The following is a 22099-nucleotide window of genomic DNA, read 5'->3' on the forward strand; positions in this document are numbered from 1 at the left end:
CGTTGCGGCGTCATCTGGGGGCGGTAGGCTATCGGGCTGTCCCCAACGCCATCGTTCCGATGAGACGATCCGCCTTGTTGCTGTGCCTGACCCTCACCGCCTGCGGTGGCGACGGATCGACGTCGTTGTCGGTGGTGCCGACCGTCGCGCCCACACCCACCCCAACCCCAACACCAACCCCAACCTCGACGCCTGCGCCGACGCCGGACCCAACCCCAACCCCGACGCCCGTGCCCTCGGCATCACCCAGTCCGAGCCCGAGCCCGACGCCCTCCCCCAGTCCTGCCCCCACCCCCGATCCTTATGCCGAAGCCCGCCAGCTGTTCGAACGCGAACAGGCGCTGCGGGCCAAGGCGGAAGCCCTGTGAGCCCAGCCATGAAGTCTGTCCGCGTCGTCGTCACAGCCGCCCTGTTGGCTGCCTGTCTCCCCGTGCATGCCGCCGGCATGGTGGTGCACGCCTTGATGGCCGATTACGCCCGTCAGCACTTGCCGACCGCACACCCGCTCAAGCGCATTCTCGACCAGCATCGTCCGGCCCTGCTGGCAGGCGCGATGTACCCGGACGGCGGCTATGCCACCGGCGCCCTGTTCCCGGAAGACCGCGATGTGGCGGAGAACGCCCACTGGGAATACTTCGTCAACCCGCTGATGCAGCTGCTGCATGAGCGCGGCTGCGCGACCGCGGTGGGTGCGGACAATCCGCTGCCGCTGATCGGCGGTACCCTCGACTTCCTGGTCAACCTGCAACAGGTGGAGGTGCCACTGGCCGATATCCGCCGCAGTGATGATTGCGGCAGCCTGGTGGCATTTGCCATGGGGGTGGCCGCCCATGGCATGGGCGATGAGGTGTGGGATGCCCTGTTCGAGCCGGTCGTCCGGGAGCGTGGGGAACACATCGGCAACAGCCCCGCCAACCTTCTCGACAGCTTTCCGCCCGGCGCCGACACCAGCGCCGGTCAGCTGCTGCGCGGGCTGATCGGCGATGCCCCGTTCGAGGCGCTGGCGCAGGCCTTCGATCCCCTGTCGCTCAACAGCATCGAGTACGCCATGGACGTGATGGCGATCTTCGAACATGACCTGTGGCTACAGATCCCCTACCTGGAATTTCCGCCCGACTCGGTCCTGGTGGATGCCTATGCCCGAACCGGTCGCAACGACCCCGCAGTGACCGCGTTTGCCGTGCAACGCACCGCACTGGCGACTCGCACTTTGGTGCTGGCCGAGCGTGCCGGTGCCGCCATCGAGATGCCGCGGGTCAGCCAGCACATGCCCTGGGCCAGTGCCAACTACTTCACCGGGCAGGGCGGTGTGCTCCACACCAGCGACATGATCAGCGGCTACTACCTGCATCTATGGAACAAGCTGGCCAATGGTCTGGAGGCGGCCCGCGGGCCGCGGGTGGTCGGCCTCCACCCGCATCACGGCGCCGCCGATGTCCCCTTCGGGCTCACGGCCGAGCACAGCGTCATCGCTTTCCTCAGTGGTGCGGTGGACCGGGCCTCCACCGAGGCGCCCGGCGCCATCGTGGTGTTCGACGAGACCGGCGCCATCGTCCCCGGCGGCGCCAATCGCTTCGGTTATCGCGGTGATGGCGCTCACGGTCTCAGCTATGGCTTTGACCAGCCGCTCGAGCCGGACCACGAATACACGGTGGTGGTCACCACCCGGGTGCGCGACAGTCTCGGGCGGCCACTGCAGCGGCCGCGACTGTGGCGGTTCACCACCGCAGCGGCGCCGTAACCGGAGGCAGGTGCACTCTACACTGGGGGGCCGATCCCGACCGTCTTGCCGGTCCGGTGGATCTCTGTCCTAGAACGAACTGCCCGGCTGGCGCAGGAAGTGGTTCTCGGCCGGCGTCGGATCACGCCCCAAGGCCCCGTTTCGGTGGGGAAAACGGCCGAACTGGGCGACGATCTCCAGATGCCGACGGGCATAGTCGTGAAAGTCGCGAAACAGCGCCTGCTGTGCGGTCGGGACCAGGTCGATCAGCCGGGCCATCAATGCGACGCACTCCTGCTGGTCGTCCAGATGTTCGGAGTGTTCGAGCGGCAGGTAGAAGAACACGCGCTCCAGCGGCGTCAGCGACTGGTCCATGCCGAGCAGGATGCCGCCCTCGGCCCAGTCCAGCGCCAGCCGGTCATGCAGGAAGGCCCGCCGGTCATTACGGTAGAGATTGCGCGAAAACTGGTCGACCAGCAGGATCAGCGCCAGCCGTCCCAGTGGTTGGTGCGCCCAGCTGTGCAGCTCGCCCATCAGCGCCTGCTCGCGCAGCGCCCCGAAGCGTTGGCGGATGTCGGCATCGGTCTCGGTGTCGGCGCCGAACCAACGGCCCCGGTAGATTTCCGCGACCCGTCGCGGATCGGCGTCACGGTCGTCGCCGAACCAGTAGGTCAGGACGTCGTTCGCCTGTGGCGTCTTGGTGTTCATCGGTGTCCCCGGCAGCAGGCGCAGCCACCCCCTGCATACGGGTTGTGGCAGCAGGGGTCGAGGATGCGCCCGGGTGCCGGCCTTGCCTAGAGGCGACCGCCCGGTGTCACAAAAAATTCACACAAGCGCTGCGGTGTCGCGGCGGTCGCGAAAGGCGCCGGGCGAGGTGCCGGTCCACTTCTGGAACGCACGGTGGAAGGCACTGGGCTCGGCAAACCCGAGTGCCGCCGCGATATCGGGGATACCGCGCGAGGACTGGCGCAGCAGCCGAATGGCGAGGTCGCGGCGCAGACCGTCCTTGATCAATCGGAACGAGGTGCCCTCGGCGTCGAGTCGACGCCGCAGGGTCGACGGGCTCAGGGCAAGCTCGGCAGCGAAATCCTCGAACCCCAGCGCAAAGCCACGGGGACCATGCTTGAGCGCGCGGCGTACGTGGGCAGCGAGGCTGCGCGGGTTGCGATACTTGACGATGAAATTGGCCGGCGCGCCACGCAGGAACTCACGCGCCGTGCGTTCGGTCTGCACCACCGGCGCCCGCAGGTCGTCCGCGGCAAAGCGGAAGCAGGTCGGCGCCCGATTGAAAACAATGTCGCGGGCGTAGATGCGCGGGTACTCGTCGGCCCAGGCGGGGGCGGGATAGGCAAAGTGCGCGCGCAGCATCACCACCCGGCGATCCACCAGCCAGCTGATCAGGCCCTGCAGCAGGATGAACAGCGTCTCATGGGCGAACACCCGCGGTGCGACCCCCCGATCGCGGACCGTGACCTGGGCGAAATCCCCCACCACTTCGAGGCGCACCTGCACGTCGTCGAGCAGCAGGTTGAGCAGCCGACAGGCGCGGATCAGCGCGGTTTCCAGGGTGCGGGCATGAATGCAGAGGTGGCACAGTGTGGCGAAGCTGCCGACTTTCATGCGGCCGCTGTCCTGACCGAAGAACTCGTCATCGAGCGCCTCGGCCACCCCCAGCCAGAGCCGGCCGAACGCGCTTGCGCTGACCCGGCCGCCGTCGCTGGCCAGCAGCCCGGGATCGATGCCTGCGGCGCGCAGCAGGCCATCGGCATCACCCCCGCGCGCACGAACCCCCTCCAGGGCTTCTCGGACGAAGGCAACGGCAACACTGTCTCGTTCCACGGCGCGACCACCGGACAGGAGGATGGCCACAATGGCAAAATCGGTCACCCGTCACAAGCGATTCGGGCATCGGCCGGGGGCGCCGATCCGCCTAAAATTCGCGGTTGCCCCTGCGAGGGGCCCGCCCACCACCCCGGAGCCCGGCATGAACAATCCCGCCGCCATCACCAAGCCGCAGCCCTACAAGGCGAACCACAAGGTCCGTCTGGTGACCGCGACCTCGCTGTTCGATGGCCATGACGCCTCGATCAACATCATGCGGCGCATCCTCCAGGCCTCCGGAGCCGAGGTGATTCACCTCGGGCACAACCGCTCGGTGGGCGAGATCGTCAACGCTGCGCTGCAGGAGGATGCCCAGGCCATCGCCATCACCTCCTACCAGGGGGGGCATGTCGAGTTTCTCCAATACATGGTGGATTTGCTGCGCGAGAACGGCGGCGACAACATCAAGATCTACGGCGGCGGTGGCGGGGTCATCGTGCCGTCCGAGATCAAGGCGCTGATGGACTACGGCGTGACCCGGCTGTATTCGCCCGAAGACGGCGCCACATTGGGTCTGCAGGGCATGATCGACGACGTCGTGCGCGGTGCCGACTATGACATCTGCGCACTGGCGCCCAAGGCCGATCAGGCCGTCGAGGCGCTGAAATCGGGTGACCGTCGGCAGCTGGCACGGGTGATCAGTGCCATCGAGAACGGTGCGTATTCCGATGCCGAGCGGCAGGCGATCCGCGATGCCGCTGCCGATGTCGCGGTGCCCAGTCTGGGGATCACCGGCACCGGGGGCGCCGGCAAGTCGTCGTTGACCGACGAACTGGTGTTGCGCCTGCGGCTGGATCAGGCCGACAAGCCGCGGGTGGCGATCATCTCCATCGACCCCTCGCGCAAGCGCACCGGCGGCGCCCTGCTGGGCGACCGCATCCGCATGAATGCCATCGAGCACGAAAACATCTACATGCGTTCGCTGGCCACCCGCGACACCGGCAGCGAACTGTCGGCGGCGCTGCCGGACGTGATGGCAGCCTGCCGCCTGTCGGGCTTCGACCTGATCGTCGTCGAAACTTCCGGCATCGGTCAGGGCGATGCCGCCATCGTGCCGTTCGTCGATGTCTCGCTGTACGTGATGACGCCGGAATTCGGCGCCGCCAGTCAGTTGGAGAAGATCGACATGCTCGACTTCGCCGACTTCATCGCCCTCAACAAGTTCGACCGCAAGGGCGCCGAGGATGCGCTGCGCGACGTGCGCAAGCAGTACCAGCGCAACCGCGAGCGGTTCATGGAATCCCCCGAGGCGATGCCGGTGTTCGGCACCATGGCCTCACGCTTCAATGACGACGGTGTCACTGCCCTGTACCAGGCCATTCTGCCGGCGCTGGTGGCGAAGGGGTTCGATGCCGCGCCGTCGACCCTGGCGACGGTGACGGTGAAGGCCTCGACCATCCGTCGCGCGGTGGTGCCGCCTGACCGCGTTCGTTACCTCGCCGAGATTGCCGGCGAGGTGCGCGACTATCACCAGACCATCGAACAGCAGTGCCGCGTGGTGCGGGAACGTGAGGCCTTGGCCATCAGCCGCCGCCTGCTCGGGGATGACCCGGCGGGGGCAAGCCTTGAAGCCCTGGAGCAGACCAAGGACGGCGAACTGCTGCCCGGCCCGCGGCGCCTGCTCAATGACTGGCGCACGGTGGTCGACCAGTATTCGGGTGATGCCCATGTGGTGAAGATCCGCGACAAGGAAATCCGCACCGTCCTCACCACCACCTCGTTGTCGGGCAGCAAGATCCGCAAGGTGTCGCTGCCGCGTTTCGAGGATCCGGGCGAGCTGTTGCGGTTCCTGATGAAGGAGAACCTGCCGGGGTATTTCCCGTTCACCGCCGGCGTGTTCCCGTTCAAGCGTGAAGGGGAAGACCCCACCCGCATGTTCGCCGGCGAGGGCGATGCCTTCCGTACCAACCGCCGCTTCAAGCGGGTGTCCGAAGGGATGCCGGCGCACCGTCTGTCCACCGCGTTCGACTCGGTCACGCTATACGGATGGGACCCGGCGCTGCGGCCGGACATCTACGGCAAGATCGGCAACTCCGGGGTGTCGATCTGCACGCTCGATGACATGAAGGTGCTGTACTCCGGGTTCGACCTCTGTGCGCCGACCACCTCGGTGTCGATGACCATCAATGGCCCGGCGCCGATGATCCTGGCGATGTTCATGAACACCGCCATCGACCAGCAGGTCGAACAGTTCGCCGAGAAGAATGGTCGCGCCCCGGATGCCGAAGAGCATGCCCAGCTGCGCGCCTACGCGCTGTCGACGGTGCGCGGTACCGTGCAGGCCGACATTCTCAAGGAGGACCAGGGCCAGAACACCTGCATTTTCAGCACCGAGTTCGCGCTGAAGATGATGGGCGACATCCAGCAGTATTTTGTCGAACACAAGGTGCGCAACTTCTACTCGGTGTCGATCTCCGGATACCACATTGCCGAGGCCGGGGCGAACCCGATCAGCCAGCTCGCGTTCACCCTCTCCAACGGCTTCACCTATGTCGAGAGCTATCTGGCGCGCGGCATGCACATCGACGACTTCGCGCCCAACCTGAGCTTCTTCTTCAGCAACGGCATGGACCCGGAGTACTCGGTGATCGGCCGCGTCGCCCGCCGCATCTGGGCGGTGGCGATGAAGCACAAGTACGGCGGCAACGAACGCAGCCAGAAACTGAAGTACCACGTCCAGACCTCGGGCCGATCACTGCACGCGCAGGAGATGTCGTTCAACGATATCCGCACCACGCTGCAGGCCTTGCTGGCCATCTACGACAACTGCAACAGCCTGCACACCAACGCCTATGACGAGGCGATCACCACCCCTACCGAGGAATCGGTGCGGCGTGCCATGGCGATCCAGCTCATCATCAACCGCGAGTTCGGGCTGGCGAAGAACGAGAATCCCCTGCAGGGCAGCTTCATCATCGACGAGCTGACCGATCTGGTGGAGGAGGCCGTGCTCAAGGAGTTCGAGGCCATCGCCAACCGTGGCGGCGTGCTGGGCGCCATGGAGACCGGCTACCAGCGTGGCAAGATTCAGGAAGAGTCGATGCACTACGAGCACAAAAAACATGATGGTTCGCTGCCGCTGATCGGCGTCAACACCTTCCGCAACCCGAAAGGCGATGACGGGGCGTTCGAGATCGAACTGGCGCGCTCCACTGATGACGAGAAGCAGTCCCAGCTCAAGCGTCTGGGCGAGTTCCAGGCCCGCAACGCCGAGCCGGCGGAGGCCGTCCTCAGCCGCCTGCGCGACACCGTGATGAACGACGGCAACACCTTCGAGGTGTTGATGGACGCGGTGCGGCACTGCTCACTGGGGCAGATCACCCATACGCTCTATGACGTCGGCGGGCGCTATCGCCGCAACATGTGAGAACTGAAGATTCCCTTTTGACGAGGTATTGGCTATGAGCAACACACAGGAACTTTTCGTCGTCGGCGCAGCACGTACCGCCATCGGCAGTTTTGGCGGCGGTCTCAAGGATGTGCCGCTGGCCGAACTCGCCACCACCCCGATTCGCGAGGCGATGTCGCGCGCTGGCGTGACGCCCGATCAGGTGGGCCATGTCGCCATGGGCACGGTGATCCCCACCGAGCCGCGCGATGCCTACCTGGGCCGGGTGGCGGCGATGCAGGCCGGCATTCCCAAGGAAACGCCCGCCTTCAACGTCAATCGCCTGTGTGGTTCGGGTCTGCAGGCGATCGTGTCGGTCGCCCAGAGCCTGATGCTCGGGGACGCCGAGATCGGCCTGGCCGCCGGCGCCGAGTCGATGAGTCGTGGGCCCTACCTGGTGCCCTCGGCCCGCTGGGGCGCGCGCATGGGCGACAGCCAGATGCTCGACTACACCACCGGCGTGCTGCATGACCCGTTCCAGCGCATCCACATGGGTGTGACCGCGGAAAACGTCGCCGAGCGTTATGGCATTACCCGCGAGATGCAGGACGCGCTGGCGGTCGAGAGCCAGCGCCGCGCCGCACGCGCGATTGCCGAAGGGCGCTTCAAGGAGCAGATCGTGCCGGTGGAGATCACCACTCGCAAGGGTACGGTGGTGTTTGAGGTGGACGAGCACGTGCGCGGGGACGTGACCCCCGAACAGCTCGCCAAGATGAAGCCGGTGTTCAAGAAGGAAGGCCTGGTGACCGCTGGCAATGCCTCCGGCATCAACGACGGCGCCGCCGCGATGGTACTGGCCACCGCCGGTGCGGTGCAGGCAGGTGGGCTGAAGCCCATGGCCCGCGTCGTCGCCTACGCCCATGCCGGCGTGTCGCCGGAGATCATGGGCATCGGCCCGGTGCCGGCAACCCAGGCCGTGCTCAAGCGCGCCGGTCTGACCGTGGCCGATCTCGACGTGATCGAGTCCAACGAGGCCTTCGCCGCCCAGGCCTGCGCCGTCAGCAAGGAACTCGGATTCGATCCCGCCAAGGTCAACGTCAACGGCTCCGGCATTTCACTGGGTCACCCGGTGGGCGCGACCGGCGTCATCATCGCCACCAAGGCCATTTACGAACTGCACCGCACCGGGGGGCGCTACGCACTGGCCACCATGTGTATCGGCGGCGGGCAGGGGATTGCGGTGGTGTTTGAGCGGGTGTAGGGCGAAACCGCTGCAACCGAAATACGAGAGCGTGTCGACGGCGTCCCGTCGTCCACAACAAAACAAATGTCATTGCGAGCCGCCGCAGGCGGCGCGGCAATCTCGTCGCCAAAGCAGTGCCACCCGGACGAGATCGCCGCGGGGCTACGCCCCTCGCGATGACAGGGGGCTTTGGCGCGACGTAGGGTGAGCCTACTCGACGAACGGTGCTCGCAAAACGGCTGTCGTGCCGCGAATACACCTTGGCACTGGCCATCGTGGCGAACCGTCGCTCCGCTAATCCACCCCGGCCCGGACATCCATGTCCGGGCGTTCGCCACGCCAGCGAGCAGTGCTCGCAGGTGGGGTTCACCCTATGATGCCGCATCGGTGTCTGGAGCCCATCCAATGAAGAAGACCATTCCGACCGCGCGCCTGCGCGGCCTTTCCGCGCTCTTCCTGCTGACCCCCCTGCTGCTGAGCGCCTGCGGCGGCGATGGGCTTGATTTCGGGCAGGGGGGCACGTCCGGGTGGTCCGATCTGGGCACCCGCGCCAAGACCGCCCAGATGGCCCCGGCCGTGGCGGCAGACACCACGGGATGGTCCGACTATGCGCCGGAGGCGGCGTGGCCGGGCACGGTGTCGCGCCGTGAATCCATGACGATGGACGACGGTACCGAACTGGCCGTCACCGTGGTGTTGCCGGCCGACAGTGATGGCGTTGCTGCGTCCGGACCGTTACCCACCATCCTCACCCTCACCGGCTACAACAAGGCGGTGGGTGATTTCGTCCCCGCGTTGGGCGGTGGCAACCCGACCTTCCTGGCCCACGGCTATGCCCATGTCGTGGTCGACGTCCGTGGCACCGGCGCCTCCGACGGCCAGTGGGAGGCCTTCGGTGAGATCGAGCAGGGCGACTACCGGCCGATTGTCGACTGGGTGGTGTCGCAGCCCTTCTGTGACGGCAATATCGGGCTGTACGGTGTGTCGCTGCTCGGCATCACCGCCACCTTGACCGCGGCCCAGGGACATCCGGCGATCAAGGCCCTCTTTCCCATCGTGCCGTTGGCCGACGGCTACCGTGACATCGTCTTCACCGGTGGTCAGACCAACGTCGGCTTCATCCCCCTGTGGCTGGGGTTGGTCACCGGGCTCGGCGTACTCGATCCCAACCTGGTGCTGGACCCGGCGACCGGTCTGCAGCAGACACTCGACCGCCTGCTGGGCGCCGTCACCAACTTCCAGGTGCCGACCATCCTGCGTGCGGTGACCGGCGACCCCGACACCGCCTTCGATGGTGATTTCTGGCGCGTGCGCTCACCCATTGAGCAGGCTGATAGCGTCCAGGTGCCGACGTTCATCGTCGGCGGCAACATGGATATCTTCCAGCGCGGCGAGCCGTTGCTGTATGAGGCGCTCAAGACGCACACCACCGCCAAGCTGCTGATGGGCCCCTGGAACCATATCGAGGCGGCATTCGGCAGCGGCCTGCCGGCCGACGGTGTGCCGCTGCTGGACCAGGTCGCCCTGCAGTGGTTCGACCAGTATGTGAAGGGGTTGCCGGTGGGCGCCGAGGCCCTGCCCACCGTGACCCAGTACGTCTATGGGCACGACCGTTTCGTCACCGCCCCGGACTGGCCGCATCCGCAGGCCCGCGCCGAACGCCTGTATCTGCGGGGCGACCAATCATTGACGACGGACACGCCGGCCGCCGAAGAGGGCGGCAATGTGGTGTTGCAGCAGCCGGCAACCGGCATCTGCTCGGCGAGCACGGCGCAGTGGACGGCGGGGGCGGTGGGCCTGATCCCGCTGCCCTGTTTCGAGAACGACAACCTCGCCACCCTGTTGGACGCCCGCTACGACACCGCGCCGATGACGGCGTCGTACTACCTCAACGGCCCGGTGCAGGCGGATCTCTGGATCAGCACCACCGCGATGAACGCCGGCGTCAGCGTGCGCCTCAGTGATGTCGCGCCGGACGGTACCGCCAAGGCGCTCAGCAATGGCCTGCTCACCGCCAGCTTCCGTGCAATCGACGCCAGCCGCTCTCGCACGCTCGACGGCGAGATGATCCAGCCTTGGCACCCGTTCACGGCCGACAGCCGATTGCCGGTGACGCCGGGCGAGCCGATGCTGCTGCAGGTCGAGATCTTCCCCACCAGCGCGATGATTGCCGAGGGCCATCGGCTGCGCATCTCGGTGGGCCCCAGCGACATTCCCCATGGCCTGCCGCCCTTGCCCGACCTGCTCCCGGGTGTGCTGGGCGCAATGACCATCCTCAGTGATGCCGAGCACCCCTCCAGCGTGGTGTTGCCCGTGGTGCCGGCGTCGGCCTTGGCCAACTGAGCTCGCGCCCGGTCGACGTACAGTCGACCGGGCTGTCGGCCTCAGGCGGTACGCGCGCGCGCCGTCTCCAGGTGTTCGCGGCACTCGCGTACCATGCGGTCGATCAATTCGGCGCAGGTGGGGATGTCGTTGATCAGGCCAACGGTCTGACCCGCCCAGATCAGACCTTTCTGTTCATCGCCAGACTCCAGCGCCTCGCGGCCCTTGGCGCCCGATACGAGATGCTGGATGTCCTGGAACTCGCAGCCACCCGGTCGGTTCTCGATGGCGACAACCTCGTCCGACACCGCCGTTTTCAAGACGCGTCCGGTGTTGCGCAGGGTCCGGAAGATGAGGTTGGTCTCACGCTCGCTGGCGGTCACCAGCCGCTGTTTGATGGCGTCGTGGATCGGCGCTTCCACGGTGGCGCAGAAGCGGGTGCCCATGTTGACGCCCTCCATGCCGAGCGCCATGGCGGCGGCCATGGTGCGGCCGTCGGCGATGCCGCCGGACCCGATCAGCGGGATGCCCAACTTGCTCGCGGCGATGGCGAACAGGATCAGGCCGCCAATCCCGTCTTCGCCGGGGTGCCCGGCACATTCGAAGCCATCGATGCTGACCGCGTCAACACCATTGCGCTCGGCCGAAAGTGCGTGGCGGACGGCGGTGCACTTGTGGATGATCTTCACCCCCTGCGCCTTGGCTTTGGCAATGAACGCCTTGGGGTTGTTGCCCGCGGTTTCGAGAATCTTGACCCCGCTGTCGAGCACCACATCGAGATACGCCTCGTAGGGCGGCGGTTTGGCGCTCGGGAGGATGGTCAGGTTCACCCCGAATGGTTTGTCGGTCATCGTTCGGCAGCGCGCGATCTCATCGGCCAACGCTTCCGGCGTCGGTTGGGTCAAGGCGGTGAGAATGCCAAGGCCGCCAGCATTGGAGACGGCAGCAGAAAGTTCAGCGCGCCCCACCCACATCATGCCGCCCTGGATGATGGGGTATTCGATGCCGAGCATCTCGGTGATCCGTGTTTTCATGTTGGTCCTGTTCAGCACGTGTGTTGAATGCCTGGAATGGGCGGGAAGCCGGGAAGCCGCCCCGAAGGGAGGCGTGCTACCCCAAAGAGTGGGGCCCCGCACGAGGGCAAGTGGCGACAATACGGGAATATCGACTCCTAGACGCGTCTGGGATCTTCCTCGATGCCGGCCGCTGCTCCTCCAGCGGTCGGATCGCTGGCGTGGGACACCGGTGTTCCACGCCGATTGTGCAGGCGCGATGATGGCTTGCGAACTCGGCCGTTATCGTGGCCTGCATTCTTTTTGCATGTCGCATTGGCAGGGTGTCGGGCCTGCCCTTTCGGGGTATCGTCGGCGTGATCCCCTCTCCCGCTCACAATCGAGGACCGTGCATGAACCGTCCCATTCGCAAGCTCTTGGTTGCCAACCGCTCCGAGATCGCCATCCGCGTGATGCGCGCTGCCGCTGAACTGGGTATCCGTACGGTGGCGATCTATGCCAACGAGGATCGCTACGCCCTGCACCGCTTCAAGGCGGATGAAAGCTATCGTGTGGGTGCCGGCAAGCAGCCGATTGCGGCCTACCTGGATATCGACGATATCCTGCGGGTCGCCAAGCAGTCCGGTGCCGATGCCATTCATCCCGGCTACGGCTTTCTGTCGGAGAACCCCGATTTCGCTGACGCCTGCGACCGCGCCGGCATTCGCTTCATCGGCCCGCGTCCCGAGGTGATGCGCACGCTCGGCAACAAGGTGGCGGCGCGCAATGTGGCCGAGCAGGCGGGGGTGCCGGTGATGCCGGCCACCCAGCCACTGCCGCGTGATCTTGCCGAGGTTCAGGCGCGGGCAGCCGAGGTCGGCTATCCACTGATGCTGAAGGCCAGCTGGGGCGGTGGTGGCCGTGGCATGCGGGTGATCGAGACCGAAGACGATCTCGCCGGGCAGCTGGAGGTGGCGCGGCGCGAGGCCAAGTCGGCCTTCGGCAACGACGAGGTGTATCTGGAAAAGCTGGTGCGCAATGCGCGCCATGTCGAGGTGCAGATTCTCGGCGACACCCACGGCAACCTCGTTCACCTGTTCGAGCGTGACTGCTCGGTACAGCGTCGCAACCAGAAGGTGGTGGAGCAGGCGCCGGCGCCGTATCTCGATGCCGCCACCCGCAGTGCCCTCTGTGATGCCGCGCTCAAGCTCGGGCGGGCGGTGAACTACACCCACGCCGGCACCGTCGAGTTCCTGATGGATGCCGACACCGGCGCCTTCTATTTCATCGAGGTCAACCCGCGCATCCAGGTCGAGCACACGGTGACCGAACAGGTGACCGGCATCGACATCGTGCGTGCGCAGATCCGGGTCACCGAAGGTCAGCGTATTGGCACCGAAGCTTGCGGGGTGCCGGCCCAGGCCGACATCAGCCTGCGCGGTCACGCCCTGCAGTGCCGGGTCACCACTGAAGATCCGGAGAACAACTTCACACCGGACTATGGCCGCCTCGGGGTCTACCGCAGCGCCGCCGGTTTCGGCGTGCGGCTGGATGCCGGCACCGCCTACTCCGGCGCCGTGATCACGCCCTACTACGATTCGTTGCTGGTCAAGGTCACCACCTGGGGCGCCCAGCGGCTGGATGCCATCCAGCGGATGGACCGCGCGCTGCGCGAGTTCCGCATCCGCGGCCTGTCGAGCAACCTGCAGTTTCTCGAGAACGTCATCAACCACCCGCAGTTCGTCGACGGCACCTGTATCACGCGGTTCATCGATACCACGCCGGAGCTGTTTGCCTTCAGCAAACGACGGGATCGCGCCACCCGACTGCTGCGCTTCATCGGTGAGGTGGTGGTCAATGGCAACCCCGAGATGAAGGGCCGCACCGCACCGGCGCTGCCGCTGGCGCCGCCCGTGCGGCCGGTCTCCGATCGCACCCAGGCACCGCCGTCTGGCAGTCGCGACCGGTTGCGGGAACTGGGGCCGGAAAAGTTTGCGGTGTGGATGCGCGAGCAACCGCAGGTCCTTCTCACCGACACCACCCTGCGCGATGCCCACCAGTCGCTGTTTGCCACCCGCATGCGCAGCCACGACATGCTGGCGGTGGCGCCCGACTACGCCCGTCTGCTACCACAGCTGCTGTCGCTGGAGTGCTGGGGCGGCGCCACTTTCGATGTGGCCCTGCGCTTCCTCAAGGAAGACCCATGGGCGCGGCTGGCACAGCTGCGTACCGCAGTTCCCAACATCCTGTTCCAGATGCTGTTGCGCGCCTCCAATGCGGTGGGCTACACCAACTATCCCGACAACGTGGTGCAGGCATTCGTGCGCGAAGCGGCCACCAACGGCATCGACCTGTTCCGTGTGTTCGATTCGCTCAACAGCGTCGATAACATGCGGGTGGCAATGGACGCGGTGCGCGACAGCGGCGCGCTGTGCGAAGCGGCCATCTGCTACACCGGCGACCTGTTCGACGAATCGCGGCCCAAGTACAACCTCAAGTACTACGTCGACATGGCCCGCCAGCTGGAGAAGGCCGGCGCCCACATCATCGGCATCAAGGACATGGCGGGCGTTTGCCGCCCCCGCGCCGCGCATGCCCTGGTCACTGCACTGCGGCAGGAGGTCGGCCTGCCCATCCATTTCCACACCCACGATACCAGCGGTATCAGCGCCGCCAGCGTGCTCGCCGCCATCGACGCCGGCGTCGATGCCGTCGATGGTGCGCTGGATGCCATGTCGGGCCTCACCTCGCAGCCCAACCTCGGCGCCATCGCCGCCGCGCTGGCGGGCGGTCCGCGCGACCCCGGCGTGTCGTTCGAGGCGATGCAGGCGATGTCCACCTACTGGGAAGGCGTGCGCCGCTACTACCAGCCGTTCGAGGCCGACATCCGTGCCGGCACCGCCGACGTCTACCGCCACGAGATGCCCGGTGGCCAGTACACCAATCTGCGCGAACAGGCCCGTGGTCTGGGACTGGAAGCCCGCTGGCCCGAGGTGTCGCGGGCCTACGCGGCGGTCAATCAACTGTTCGGTGACATCGTCAAGGTCACGCCCACCTCCAAGGTGGTCGGAGACATGGCGCTGTTCATGATTGCCAACGACCTTACGGCCGCTGACGTGCTGGACCCCGAGCGCGACGTTGCCTTCCCCGAATCGGTGATTTCGCTGTTCCGCGGTGAACTCGGCTTTCCGTCGGACGGCTTTCCCGCTGCCCTGCAGGCCAAGGTGCTCAACGGCGCGTCGCCGCTCACCGAACGGCCGGGTGCGAGCCTGCCGCCGGTGGACATGGCCAGCGCTCGCGCCGCGGCCGAGAAGGCCGCTGGCCGCAAGGTCAGCGATACCGACCTGGCGTCGTACCTGATGTACCCCAAGGTGTTCCGCGACTATGCCGAACATCGCAGTCATTTCGGCGATGTGTCGGTGCTGCCGACGCCGGCCTTCTTCTATGGCCTGGCCGAGGGGGATGAGGTGTCGGTGGAACTGGAGCCCGGCAAGACCCTGCTGATCAAGCTACAGGGCACCACCGAGCTGCCCGAGGAGGGGGCGGTCAAACTGTTCTTCGAACTCAACGGCCAGCCCCGTACGGTGAAGGTGCCGAAGGCCGGCGCCAAGCCGGTGGCAGCACGACCGCGCGCGGAGGATGGCAATCCGAACCAGATTGGCGCGCCCATGCCGGGCATGATCTCGCTGGTGGCCGTGAAGGCCGGGCAGCGGGTGAAGAAGGGTGACCCGCTGCTGGCGATCGAGGCAATGAAGATGGAAACCCAGATTCGCGCCGACCGCGAGGCGGTCATCGACCAGGTGCTGGTGTCACGCGGGGCGGTGGTCAACGCCCATGATCTGCTGGTCACCCTGAAACCTTGAAACCCTGAGACAACCGGCGGCTGTCGACGTCATGTAAAAGTCAGGAAAACGTCAACTCCCGGTCAGGACCTCCCGCCCCCCGCACGTCAGCATCCGGCAACGCCCCTCGGTATGTCGCGAGCGGGCCTTCCGGGGGAGATGACATGGGTAAGCAGGTCGCGGTTCGCTGGGGATGGGTCGGGCTCGTTCTGTTGACCGGGGCGGTTGCCGCCGCCGATGCCGTCAAGTCAGGGGACAAAGCGTTTGCTGGGCCCAAGAGTGCCACCTCGAAGACCACCGGCATTCGCGAGATCCCGGCACAGGAGATGAAGCCGCGCGCGGCGCTGACCCTGGAAGGGCCCAACGTGACGCGCTGGGGGGTGGTGGGGGCACGCGGAACGCGCGTCAGGCCTTCGCATGGCTTGACCGGCGACCGCCTGTTCGTCGAAGGCCGCGAGCTCGACCCGCGGGCGCTGCGGGTCGAGTTGCGCCTCGGCAGCCGCAGTCTGCAACTGGCGCCGCGTCCCGGTGGCAGTGGCGCGCGTGTCGAGTTCGACCTTCGCCCGGACGCCATCACCGGATCACTGTCAGCGTCGTTGACGGCCCGGCAGGCCGGCGGCGCCACGGCGCTCAGCGATGCCTTCGCTGTTTGTGATCGTCCGCGCATCAGTGCGCTGGAGCCGTCGGCCATCGGCTACAGCGCAATTCGTCCCGGGGTCGACGGCTACCGCCCATTTGCCCCCGGTCAGACGATGACGCTGCGGGGCGAGTGTCTTAGCGGGCTGGTCATGCAGCGACTGGAGGATCCACACGGCGATCTGCGGACGGAAGTTCGGGTACAGGTCCGCAGTGCCGCGGGCAATGGGGTCGGCCGGTTGCTCCTGGGCGAAGCGCCGATCACCGCCAGCGATCAGGCGGTGACCTATGCCCTCTCGGCGTACAAACCGACGCCGTTCTCGGCGCAGAACGACTTCCTTGATCGTGGGACCCTCGAGGTCGTCGGGATCCCCGACCGCCCGGCGTTGACCGTGACCTCCGATGCCCGGCTCAGAGCGAGTGCAGCGCCAACCCCCGTACCGGCACGACCCCCGCCGCCGATCATCGATGCCGTCGCCTCATTGGAAACATTCGGGGGACACGCAGTGCCCTACGTTTTCGGTCAGATCGATGACCTGGCGCAACCGCTGGCACTGCGCAATCGCAACCGGGTCGCGGTCAAGGGGCGCAATCTCGATCCGGCCGGTGGCGGAGATGCCCTCAAGTGGCAAATCGGTGATGTCGAGATCAAACGCGTGGAGTCCCGCGACGACCAGCAGCTGATCCTGCATATCCCCGCCAACGCCGTCACCGGGCCGATCTGTGTGCAAGCGCCGCGCAGCAAGCCGGTCTGCCACAAGGTACCGGTGACGGTGGTGCCGGCCTACCGGTTCACGTCGACGCCTGAAGGGCTTTCGCCCTCAGGTGACGGCAACAGCGTGACATCGCTACCGATCCGGAAGCGGTTGACATTCACCGGCTTCGACCTCGTCCCCAACGAGGCCGCTGGTCTGACGGTCGAGATCCTTGCCGTGTTCCCGACCGGCACACCGGAACACTGTGATCTCGGACTGCAGATTCATCGGCGCGAGCGTCAGCGTATCGAATTCAGCTTCGGAACCCCCGGCGGTGCACGTCCGGAAGCGTGCGACGAAGCAACCGAGGCTCGTGAGTTGGGCGTGACCTCAGAAGGAATGCTCAGCTTCACCTGGCGAGATCGTGCCACCGGTGGCAACGAAGGGATCTCCTGGCGTATCCGGCGAGCACGACCATGACGCGCTTGCACGTGATGTTGCTGGCGCTGGCCCTGACCGGCTGCGCAACACGGGGTGACCTAAGCGTCGACGGGGCGGCGGACCACGACCGGCGCCTGGTGGCGCAGGCCGTTACCGCGCAGCGCTGGTCCGACGCCGAGGCGCCGTTGGCACGGCTGCTGCAGCGGGACCTGCGAAACGGGCCGCTCCAGTTCCTGCATGCCCTGGCGCTGGAGGAACAGGCGCTGGCTGGCGATCGTAGCGGGCTCGAACAGGCTGCCGTCGGCTACGAAAGCACCTTGCGCTTTGCGCCCGGGCATTACGCGTCCCTATTGAAGCTGGGGGTGATCGCGCTGGAGCAGCAGGACCATGCCGAAGCGCAACGCCGCTTCGCCGAGGCGGTGCTGGACCAGCCGGCGCGTTGGGAGGCCTTCTACGGCCTCGGCGTGGCCTCCTACTACCGTCAGGACCTGCCGCTGTTGACCCTGGCGGCGGCACGCGCCGTCGCGTTGGCGCCTGATCGCGTCGACGTCCTGCGCCTGCAGGCTTTTGCCCTGGCGGCAGCGGGCGACCACAGCGCGCAGACCGTGGCCGAGCGCGCCGCCGCCGCGCACACCGATGCCGCCAGCGGTGCTTTCGTGCTGCGGCGGGTGGCCGAGTACGGCGCATTGTCGTCCGCCTGGGCAGACGACGACCCCGCGCTGGCGCCCACAGCCGAGCCGGGGTCAATCGACGCCGCCTCGCAGGTGGTGGTCGAGGTGACGCTGCTGCTCAACTCCCAGCTCACCCAGGAGAATCGCGGCGTCAACCTGTTTGACGGGCTGCGGGTGCTCTACGGCTATTCCAACACCCTGGTACAGACCGCCGACAGCTTCGGTCGCGGCAGCGCCCGAACCATCACCTCGGAGATCTCCTCGCCGCGGCTCGACTACAGCCTCAACCTGTTCAACGACGCCGGGCAGACCTACAGCGTGGTCGCGCGCCCCTCGATCACCGCACACCTGGATCGCGAATCCTCGTTCTTTGCCGGTCGAACGCTCAACGTGGAGGTCAGCGGCGTCAACCTCGGCACGCTTCAGCCCATTGATGTCGGCGTTGAGCTTCGGGTATTGCCGGAACGCATCAGCGCCGACCAGGTGACGTTCCAGGTGACTGCCGAGCGCTCCTTCCTGTCGCAGGACCAGATCGGCACCTTCGAGCGGTCGCTGACCACGTTTCGGCAGCGGGTCAGCGCCACCGCCGATATCCGCTTCGGCGAAACACTGGTGCTCAGTGCCCTGTCCGAACAGGTGTCCGATCGCACCTTCTCGCGGGTTCCGTGGATCGGGCGTATTCCGTTGGTCGACTGGTTCACCAGCCGTCGCAGCGATGCGCGCCGCCAGGAGTCATTGCTGATCCTGGTCACCCCCAAGGCCCCGCTCAACCTGCAGACACCCGAAAACCCGGCGCGGCGTGCAGCCGCCGCACAACGATTGCTCGACACCTGGCAACAGCGCATCGAGCCGAGCGCCGACCTTCAGGCGATCACCGAGCGGGTTCAGCGGATTCACTGGTTGCGCAAGCCCGAGGCCGGTGACTTGCGGTTGCGGGTCACCGATGCCGGCGCGCAGCGCGCCGATGTCACCGAGGCGCTGATGCTGGCCTGGCAGTAACCCTGAATTCGGAGCCCTCCATGAACACCCCCTCGAAACCGTTGCGCGCCGTCGCCCTGATGCTCACCGGCGCCGTGCTGGGACTGGCCGCCGACCTCGGTGCGTCCGATGGCAAGTCGCTGGCGGTGCTCGAGGCACGTCTGGCAGCGCTTGAGCGGAGCGTGGTGGTGACGCCAGCCGGGGTCGAGTTACGCGGGCCGGGGGCCAGTCTGCACCTCGAGGGCGGGGTGGCGCGGCTCGATGCAGTGGCTGACATCCAGCTGCACGCCAGGCGGCTGACGGCGGCGTCGCGAGACGAATTGGCATTTGCCGCCGGCAACCGGGCGCGCCTGCAGATGAAGAAATCCGGCGAGGTTTCGCTGGCCGGCACCGACGTCGACCTCGTCGCCACCGGCCGGATGAACGTCCGCGGGTCCGGCAGCAGCGCCGTCAAGGGCAGCAAGATCGGAACCCACTGAGGTGCAGAACAGGACCATGACGGTGACTTTCCTACGTGGCGCCCGCGCGCTGGCACTGACCGGGCTGTTGCTGACCCTGGCCGCTTGCTCGGGGGGCGGCGGCGCACCCTCGCCAACACCCAGCCCAAGCCCAACGGGGACGCCCTCACCGACTCCGACGACGGCGCCGACACCGACGGTCTCGCCGTCACCCAGCCCGAGTCCAAGCCCGAGTCCAAGCCCGAGCCCGAGCCCGAGCCCGAGCCCGAGCCCGAGCCCGAGCCCGAGCCCGAGCCCGAGCCCAAGCCCAAGCCCAAGTCCAAGTCCAAGTCCAAGTCCGACTCCGGGGCCGGTGGCCCGGGTCGAGATTGCGCAAACCGGGCTGCTGTTCAGCGCTCAGGGTCAGACACGCCAGCTCACGGCGCGCGCGTTCGATGCCGCTGGCCAGGCCGTAGCAACAACTTTCGACTGGTCCGCCACCGACCCCGTGGATATCGCCGTCGATGAAAACGGCGTGGCCCGCGCGGTCAGCGCGAGTGGATCCAGCCAGATCGTGGCTCAGGTCGGGGAGGTCCGGTCGCCGCCGCTGTTGGCCGTGGTCACCGAGATGCCGGCCAGTACGCTGTTGATTGACGATGCCCAGGTGGTCGCGGGTCCGCAGGCCGATGTCCCGGATGCCGCGCCGGACTTCGACAACACCTACAGCGTGGTCATCAGCGGCATCGCGCCGCCGCCATTGGACAGCCTCATGGTCGGGACAGGCTCGGTGCCGCTGGCCGGGCGCGTGGTGAACACCGAAGTGGTCGCAGCGGGCGTGCGCGTCACCCTGGCGCTGGCGGCGGCGGACGAACTGTTTCCCGAGCTCGAGATCAACCAGACCTTTGATCTCGGGGAAGTGGCGCCGGTGTTCCCGCAGGAGATCGCGGAGGACTTCGACATCACCCGCGACGGCACCCGCTACCGGTTCGTGTCGCGGCCGCAGGAGCAGCCGGAAGGCCGCGTCGCCAAGGTCGCTGTCCCGGTCGGGACGCGGGTGATCCAGAACAACTGCAGCGTCGAGAGTGCGACCTTTCAGGGCGAGAGCCCCCCCATCACCTTTGCCCGGCCGCTGGATTTCGATATCGACATTCGGCCGTCGCTACAGGTCGTCTACACCCGCGGCCGTGGGCTGGAGCGCTTCGTGGTCGGTGCCGCGCCGCGGTTCCAGCTCGATGCCGAGCCACAGCTCACGCTGGTGCTGGATGGCAAGGTCAGCTGCAAGTTCGAGCTGATACTGATCCCGGTTCCGGTGGGCGGCCCGATCTCGTTGATCATCGGGGGCGTCGTACCGGTGGGGGTCGGCTTCGAGCTGGGCGGCAAACTGACGGTGGCGCAGGCCTCGTTCCGGCTGCAGACCACCGTGAGCAACACACTGGCGGCCGGCTTTGTCTGCAGCTTCGGCGCCTGTGACCCGCTCACCGAGTTCGGCACGTTCGACGTCCAGAGCCAGACCACCTTCAATGCGCCGGGGTTGGATGACCTGCGGCTGGAGCCCTCGCTGGAGCTGTTCGGCTACGCTGAGGCCGCCATTGGCAACCGGTTCCTGAAGTCGATCCGCTTTTCGGCCTTGGAGGCCAAGCTCGGGGCGAAGCTGTCGGGCAAGTTCGCCCTGCCGATCTCGCAGATTCTGGCGGCCGATTTCAAGGCCAGCTACGACTTGAAGCTGGCCGCCGGCATCAAGCCCGGCAAGGAGATTTCGTCGGTCCTCAAGGTCCTCGGTTTGTCCTCGCTGGGAGAGGACGGCCTGTCGGTGGAAACAACGCTCGCAGACTCCCCGGTGGGGGCTCTTCAAGCCGACCGGTCCGATTTTCAGGCGGGCGATCCGGTCACCCTCACCGTCACGCTGGACCCCGACAAGATTCGCTTTCTGGGGATCGACAACATCGGGGAAATTCAGATCATCGAGCGACGGTCGGATACCAACGCGGTGATCGTCGGACGACAAGCGGCCGTGCCCGGGCAGACGCGCTTCCAGTTCGATCTGGTTGCCACCGAAGCCGGGCGCACGGACAGCTTCTTTGCTTTCGTCAGGACGAGTCTGGCGCCGGTTGATCTTTTGGCGCTGGAGCTCGGACCGGCGCAGGCGTCGAGCACGCTGATCCGACGGACACACGCTGAGACCTTTGTCTTCGTTGTCGACTGCGATGACGACACATGTTTTGACCGGACCCAGGATCAGCGCATCAAATTCCTTCAGTCGGATGCCGGCCAGGCCCCCGTCGCCGAAGAAGTCGTTGATGAGTTGCAGTTCAGCGGACCGGTATTTGCTCGCGCTCGGGCCGGCACCGAGGTGGCGACCGAGTCGTCGACCGGACGGACCACCATCACCCAGCGCTGCAATGTCAGTAGCCAGAGTGGGGATATCGGCGGCGGAACAGCCGAAAGCGACACAGCGCACTTCGTGACGTTCGAGGTCCCCGACAACACCACCATGTCCTATCAAATCGTCCCGCCCGAGATTTTCCCTCCGCGTGAGTTCTCCGAAGGGCGATTCAACGCGGTTGCACTGATTCCGGAGGGCGACGATCTGCCGGGCGCCGATGAAAGTTATTACGGAAGTCAGTTCCGACTCACGCTCTTCAACCCATCGAGCCCGAGTGTGGGTCTCGCCCGCTACCTGCGGTCGGCAAACGACAGCATCGGCAGTGAACAGGGCACCCTGGAGCCGGGGCGGTATGCGATGGTGCTGGAATGTGGCGCGCTCGCGGCAACGGCGCCTTCTCAGGGCGGGGTGACCTCGGCGTTTTCGTTCGATGACGCGGCCACCCTGACACTGCAGCCGATAACCGGCGCTTCAGTGCCTTGAGCCGGTGTTGGTGGCGCGCATTTCGCGGTTGTGGCGTCCCGACCGCT

The 22099-nt window shown here is 66.5% G+C and carries 13 protein-coding genes; 9 read left to right on the forward strand and 4 right to left on the reverse strand.

All coding sequences use genetic code 11. The features are described from left to right. Positions 1-28: 28 nt before the first annotated feature. Positions 29-292 (reverse strand): hypothetical protein, encoded by a 264-nt coding sequence (locus tag JN531_RS06650; protein WP_228348076.1) that lies wholly within the window; start codon positions 290-292, stop codon positions 29-31. Positions 293-376: 84 nt separating this feature from the next. Here JN531_RS06650 and JN531_RS06655 point away from each other — a divergent pair, with 84 nt between their 5' ends. Continuing rightward, positions 377-1741 carry an Ig-like domain-containing protein gene (locus JN531_RS06655; RefSeq protein WP_228348077.1) on the forward strand — a complete coding sequence of 455 codons (1365 nt, stop codon included), beginning with the start codon at positions 377-379 and terminating at the stop codon, positions 1739-1741. Between the two features lie 69 nt (positions 1742-1810). Here JN531_RS06655 and JN531_RS06660 read toward each other — a convergent pair whose 3' ends face one another. Further along, positions 1811-2428, reverse strand: coding sequence for a DUF924 family protein (locus tag JN531_RS06660; RefSeq protein WP_228348078.1), 618 nt, complete (start codon positions 2426-2428; stop codon positions 1811-1813). 117 nt (positions 2429-2545) lie between these two features. Beyond that, a complete protein-coding gene (locus JN531_RS06665) occupies positions 2546-3559 on the reverse strand; it encodes an AraC family transcriptional regulator (protein ID WP_239795355.1) in 1014 nt (337 codons plus the stop codon). Positions 3560-3704: 145 nt separating this feature from the next. On the opposite strand from JN531_RS06665, the gene icmF reads away from it, so the two are divergent. From icmF to JN531_RS06680, 3 genes are all read left to right on the forward strand, one after another. Next, positions 3705-6968 (forward strand): fused isobutyryl-CoA mutase/GTPase IcmF, encoded by a 3264-nt coding sequence (icmF, locus tag JN531_RS06670; protein WP_228348080.1) that lies wholly within the window; start codon positions 3705-3707, stop codon positions 6966-6968. A 34-nt stretch (positions 6969-7002) separates the two neighbouring features. Continuing rightward, entirely contained in the window at positions 7003-8190 is a 1188-nt protein-coding gene (locus tag JN531_RS06675; RefSeq protein WP_228348081.1) for an acetyl-CoA C-acyltransferase family protein, read from the forward strand. Positions 8191-8577: 387 nt separating this feature from the next. Continuing rightward, entirely contained in the window at positions 8578-10515 is a 1938-nt protein-coding gene (locus JN531_RS06680; protein WP_228348082.1) for a CocE/NonD family hydrolase, read from the forward strand. A 41-nt stretch (positions 10516-10556) separates the two neighbouring features. On the opposite strand, the gene JN531_RS06685 is transcribed toward JN531_RS06680, so the two are convergent. Next, the gene (locus JN531_RS06685) at positions 10557-11528 is read right to left on the reverse strand and encodes an NAD(P)H-dependent flavin oxidoreductase (RefSeq protein WP_228348083.1); all 972 of its coding nucleotides are present in this window, start codon (positions 11526-11528) and stop codon (positions 10557-10559) included. A gap of 371 nt (positions 11529-11899) precedes the next feature. Between JN531_RS06685 and JN531_RS06690 the strand changes: the two genes are divergently transcribed. The 5 genes from JN531_RS06690 (at position 11900) to JN531_RS06710 (ending at position 22052) form a co-directional block, all read left to right on the forward strand. Further along, positions 11900-15349: a pyruvate carboxylase gene (locus tag JN531_RS06690; RefSeq protein WP_228348084.1), complete on the forward strand. Its 3450-nt coding sequence runs from the start codon at positions 11900-11902 to the stop codon at positions 15347-15349. A 143-nt stretch (positions 15350-15492) separates the two neighbouring features. Then, the gene (locus tag JN531_RS06695) at positions 15493-17139 is read left to right on the forward strand and encodes a hypothetical protein (RefSeq protein ID WP_228348085.1); all 1647 of its coding nucleotides are present in this window, start codon (positions 15493-15495) and stop codon (positions 17137-17139) included. After that, a complete protein-coding gene (locus JN531_RS06700) occupies positions 17136-18770 on the forward strand; it encodes a type II and III secretion system protein (protein ID WP_228348086.1) in 1635 nt (544 codons plus the stop codon). The genes JN531_RS06695 and JN531_RS06700 overlap by 4 nt, the downstream gene beginning before the upstream one ends. A 20-nt stretch (positions 18771-18790) precedes the next feature. Continuing rightward, the gene (locus JN531_RS06705; RefSeq protein ID WP_228348087.1) at positions 18791-19228 is read left to right on the forward strand and encodes a hypothetical protein; all 438 of its coding nucleotides are present in this window, start codon (positions 18791-18793) and stop codon (positions 19226-19228) included. Positions 19229-19559: 331 nt separating this feature from the next. Beyond that, positions 19560-22052, forward strand: a complete 2493-nt coding sequence (locus tag JN531_RS06710) for a hypothetical protein (protein WP_228348088.1) — start codon at positions 19560-19562, stop codon at positions 22050-22052. The last annotated feature ends 47 nt before the right edge of the window (positions 22053-22099 follow it).

This window comes from Flagellatimonas centrodinii (genome assembly GCF_016918765.2).
In the GTDB taxonomy this organism is placed as follows: domain Bacteria; phylum Pseudomonadota; class Gammaproteobacteria; order Nevskiales; family Nevskiaceae; genus Polycyclovorans; species Polycyclovorans centrodinii.

Coding starts and splice junctions, on each gene's coding strand:
- JN531_RS06695 (WP_228348085.1), top strand. CDS start 15,493: ATGGGTAAGCAGGTCGCGGTTCGCTGGGGATGGGTCGGGCTCGTTCTG.
- JN531_RS06675 (WP_228348081.1), top strand. CDS start 7,003: ATGAGCAACACACAGGAACTTTTCGTCGTCGGCGCAGCACGTACCGCC.
- JN531_RS06680 (WP_228348082.1), top strand. CDS start 8,578: ATGAAGAAGACCATTCCGACCGCGCGCCTGCGCGGCCTTTCCGCGCTC.
- JN531_RS06655 (WP_228348077.1), top strand. CDS start 377: ATGAAGTCTGTCCGCGTCGTCGTCACAGCCGCCCTGTTGGCTGCCTGT.
- JN531_RS06685 (WP_228348083.1), bottom strand. CDS start 11,528: ATGAAAACACGGATCACCGAGATGCTCGGCATCGAATACCCCATCATC.
- JN531_RS06700 (WP_228348086.1), top strand. CDS start 17,136: ATGACGCGCTTGCACGTGATGTTGCTGGCGCTGGCCCTGACCGGCTGC.
- JN531_RS06705 (WP_228348087.1), top strand. CDS start 18,791: ATGAACACCCCCTCGAAACCGTTGCGCGCCGTCGCCCTGATGCTCACC.
- JN531_RS06690 (WP_228348084.1), top strand. CDS start 11,900: ATGAACCGTCCCATTCGCAAGCTCTTGGTTGCCAACCGCTCCGAGATC.
- icmF (WP_228348080.1), top strand. CDS start 3,705: ATGAACAATCCCGCCGCCATCACCAAGCCGCAGCCCTACAAGGCGAAC.
- JN531_RS06660 (WP_228348078.1), bottom strand. CDS start 2,428: ATGAACACCAAGACGCCACAGGCGAACGACGTCCTGACCTACTGGTTC.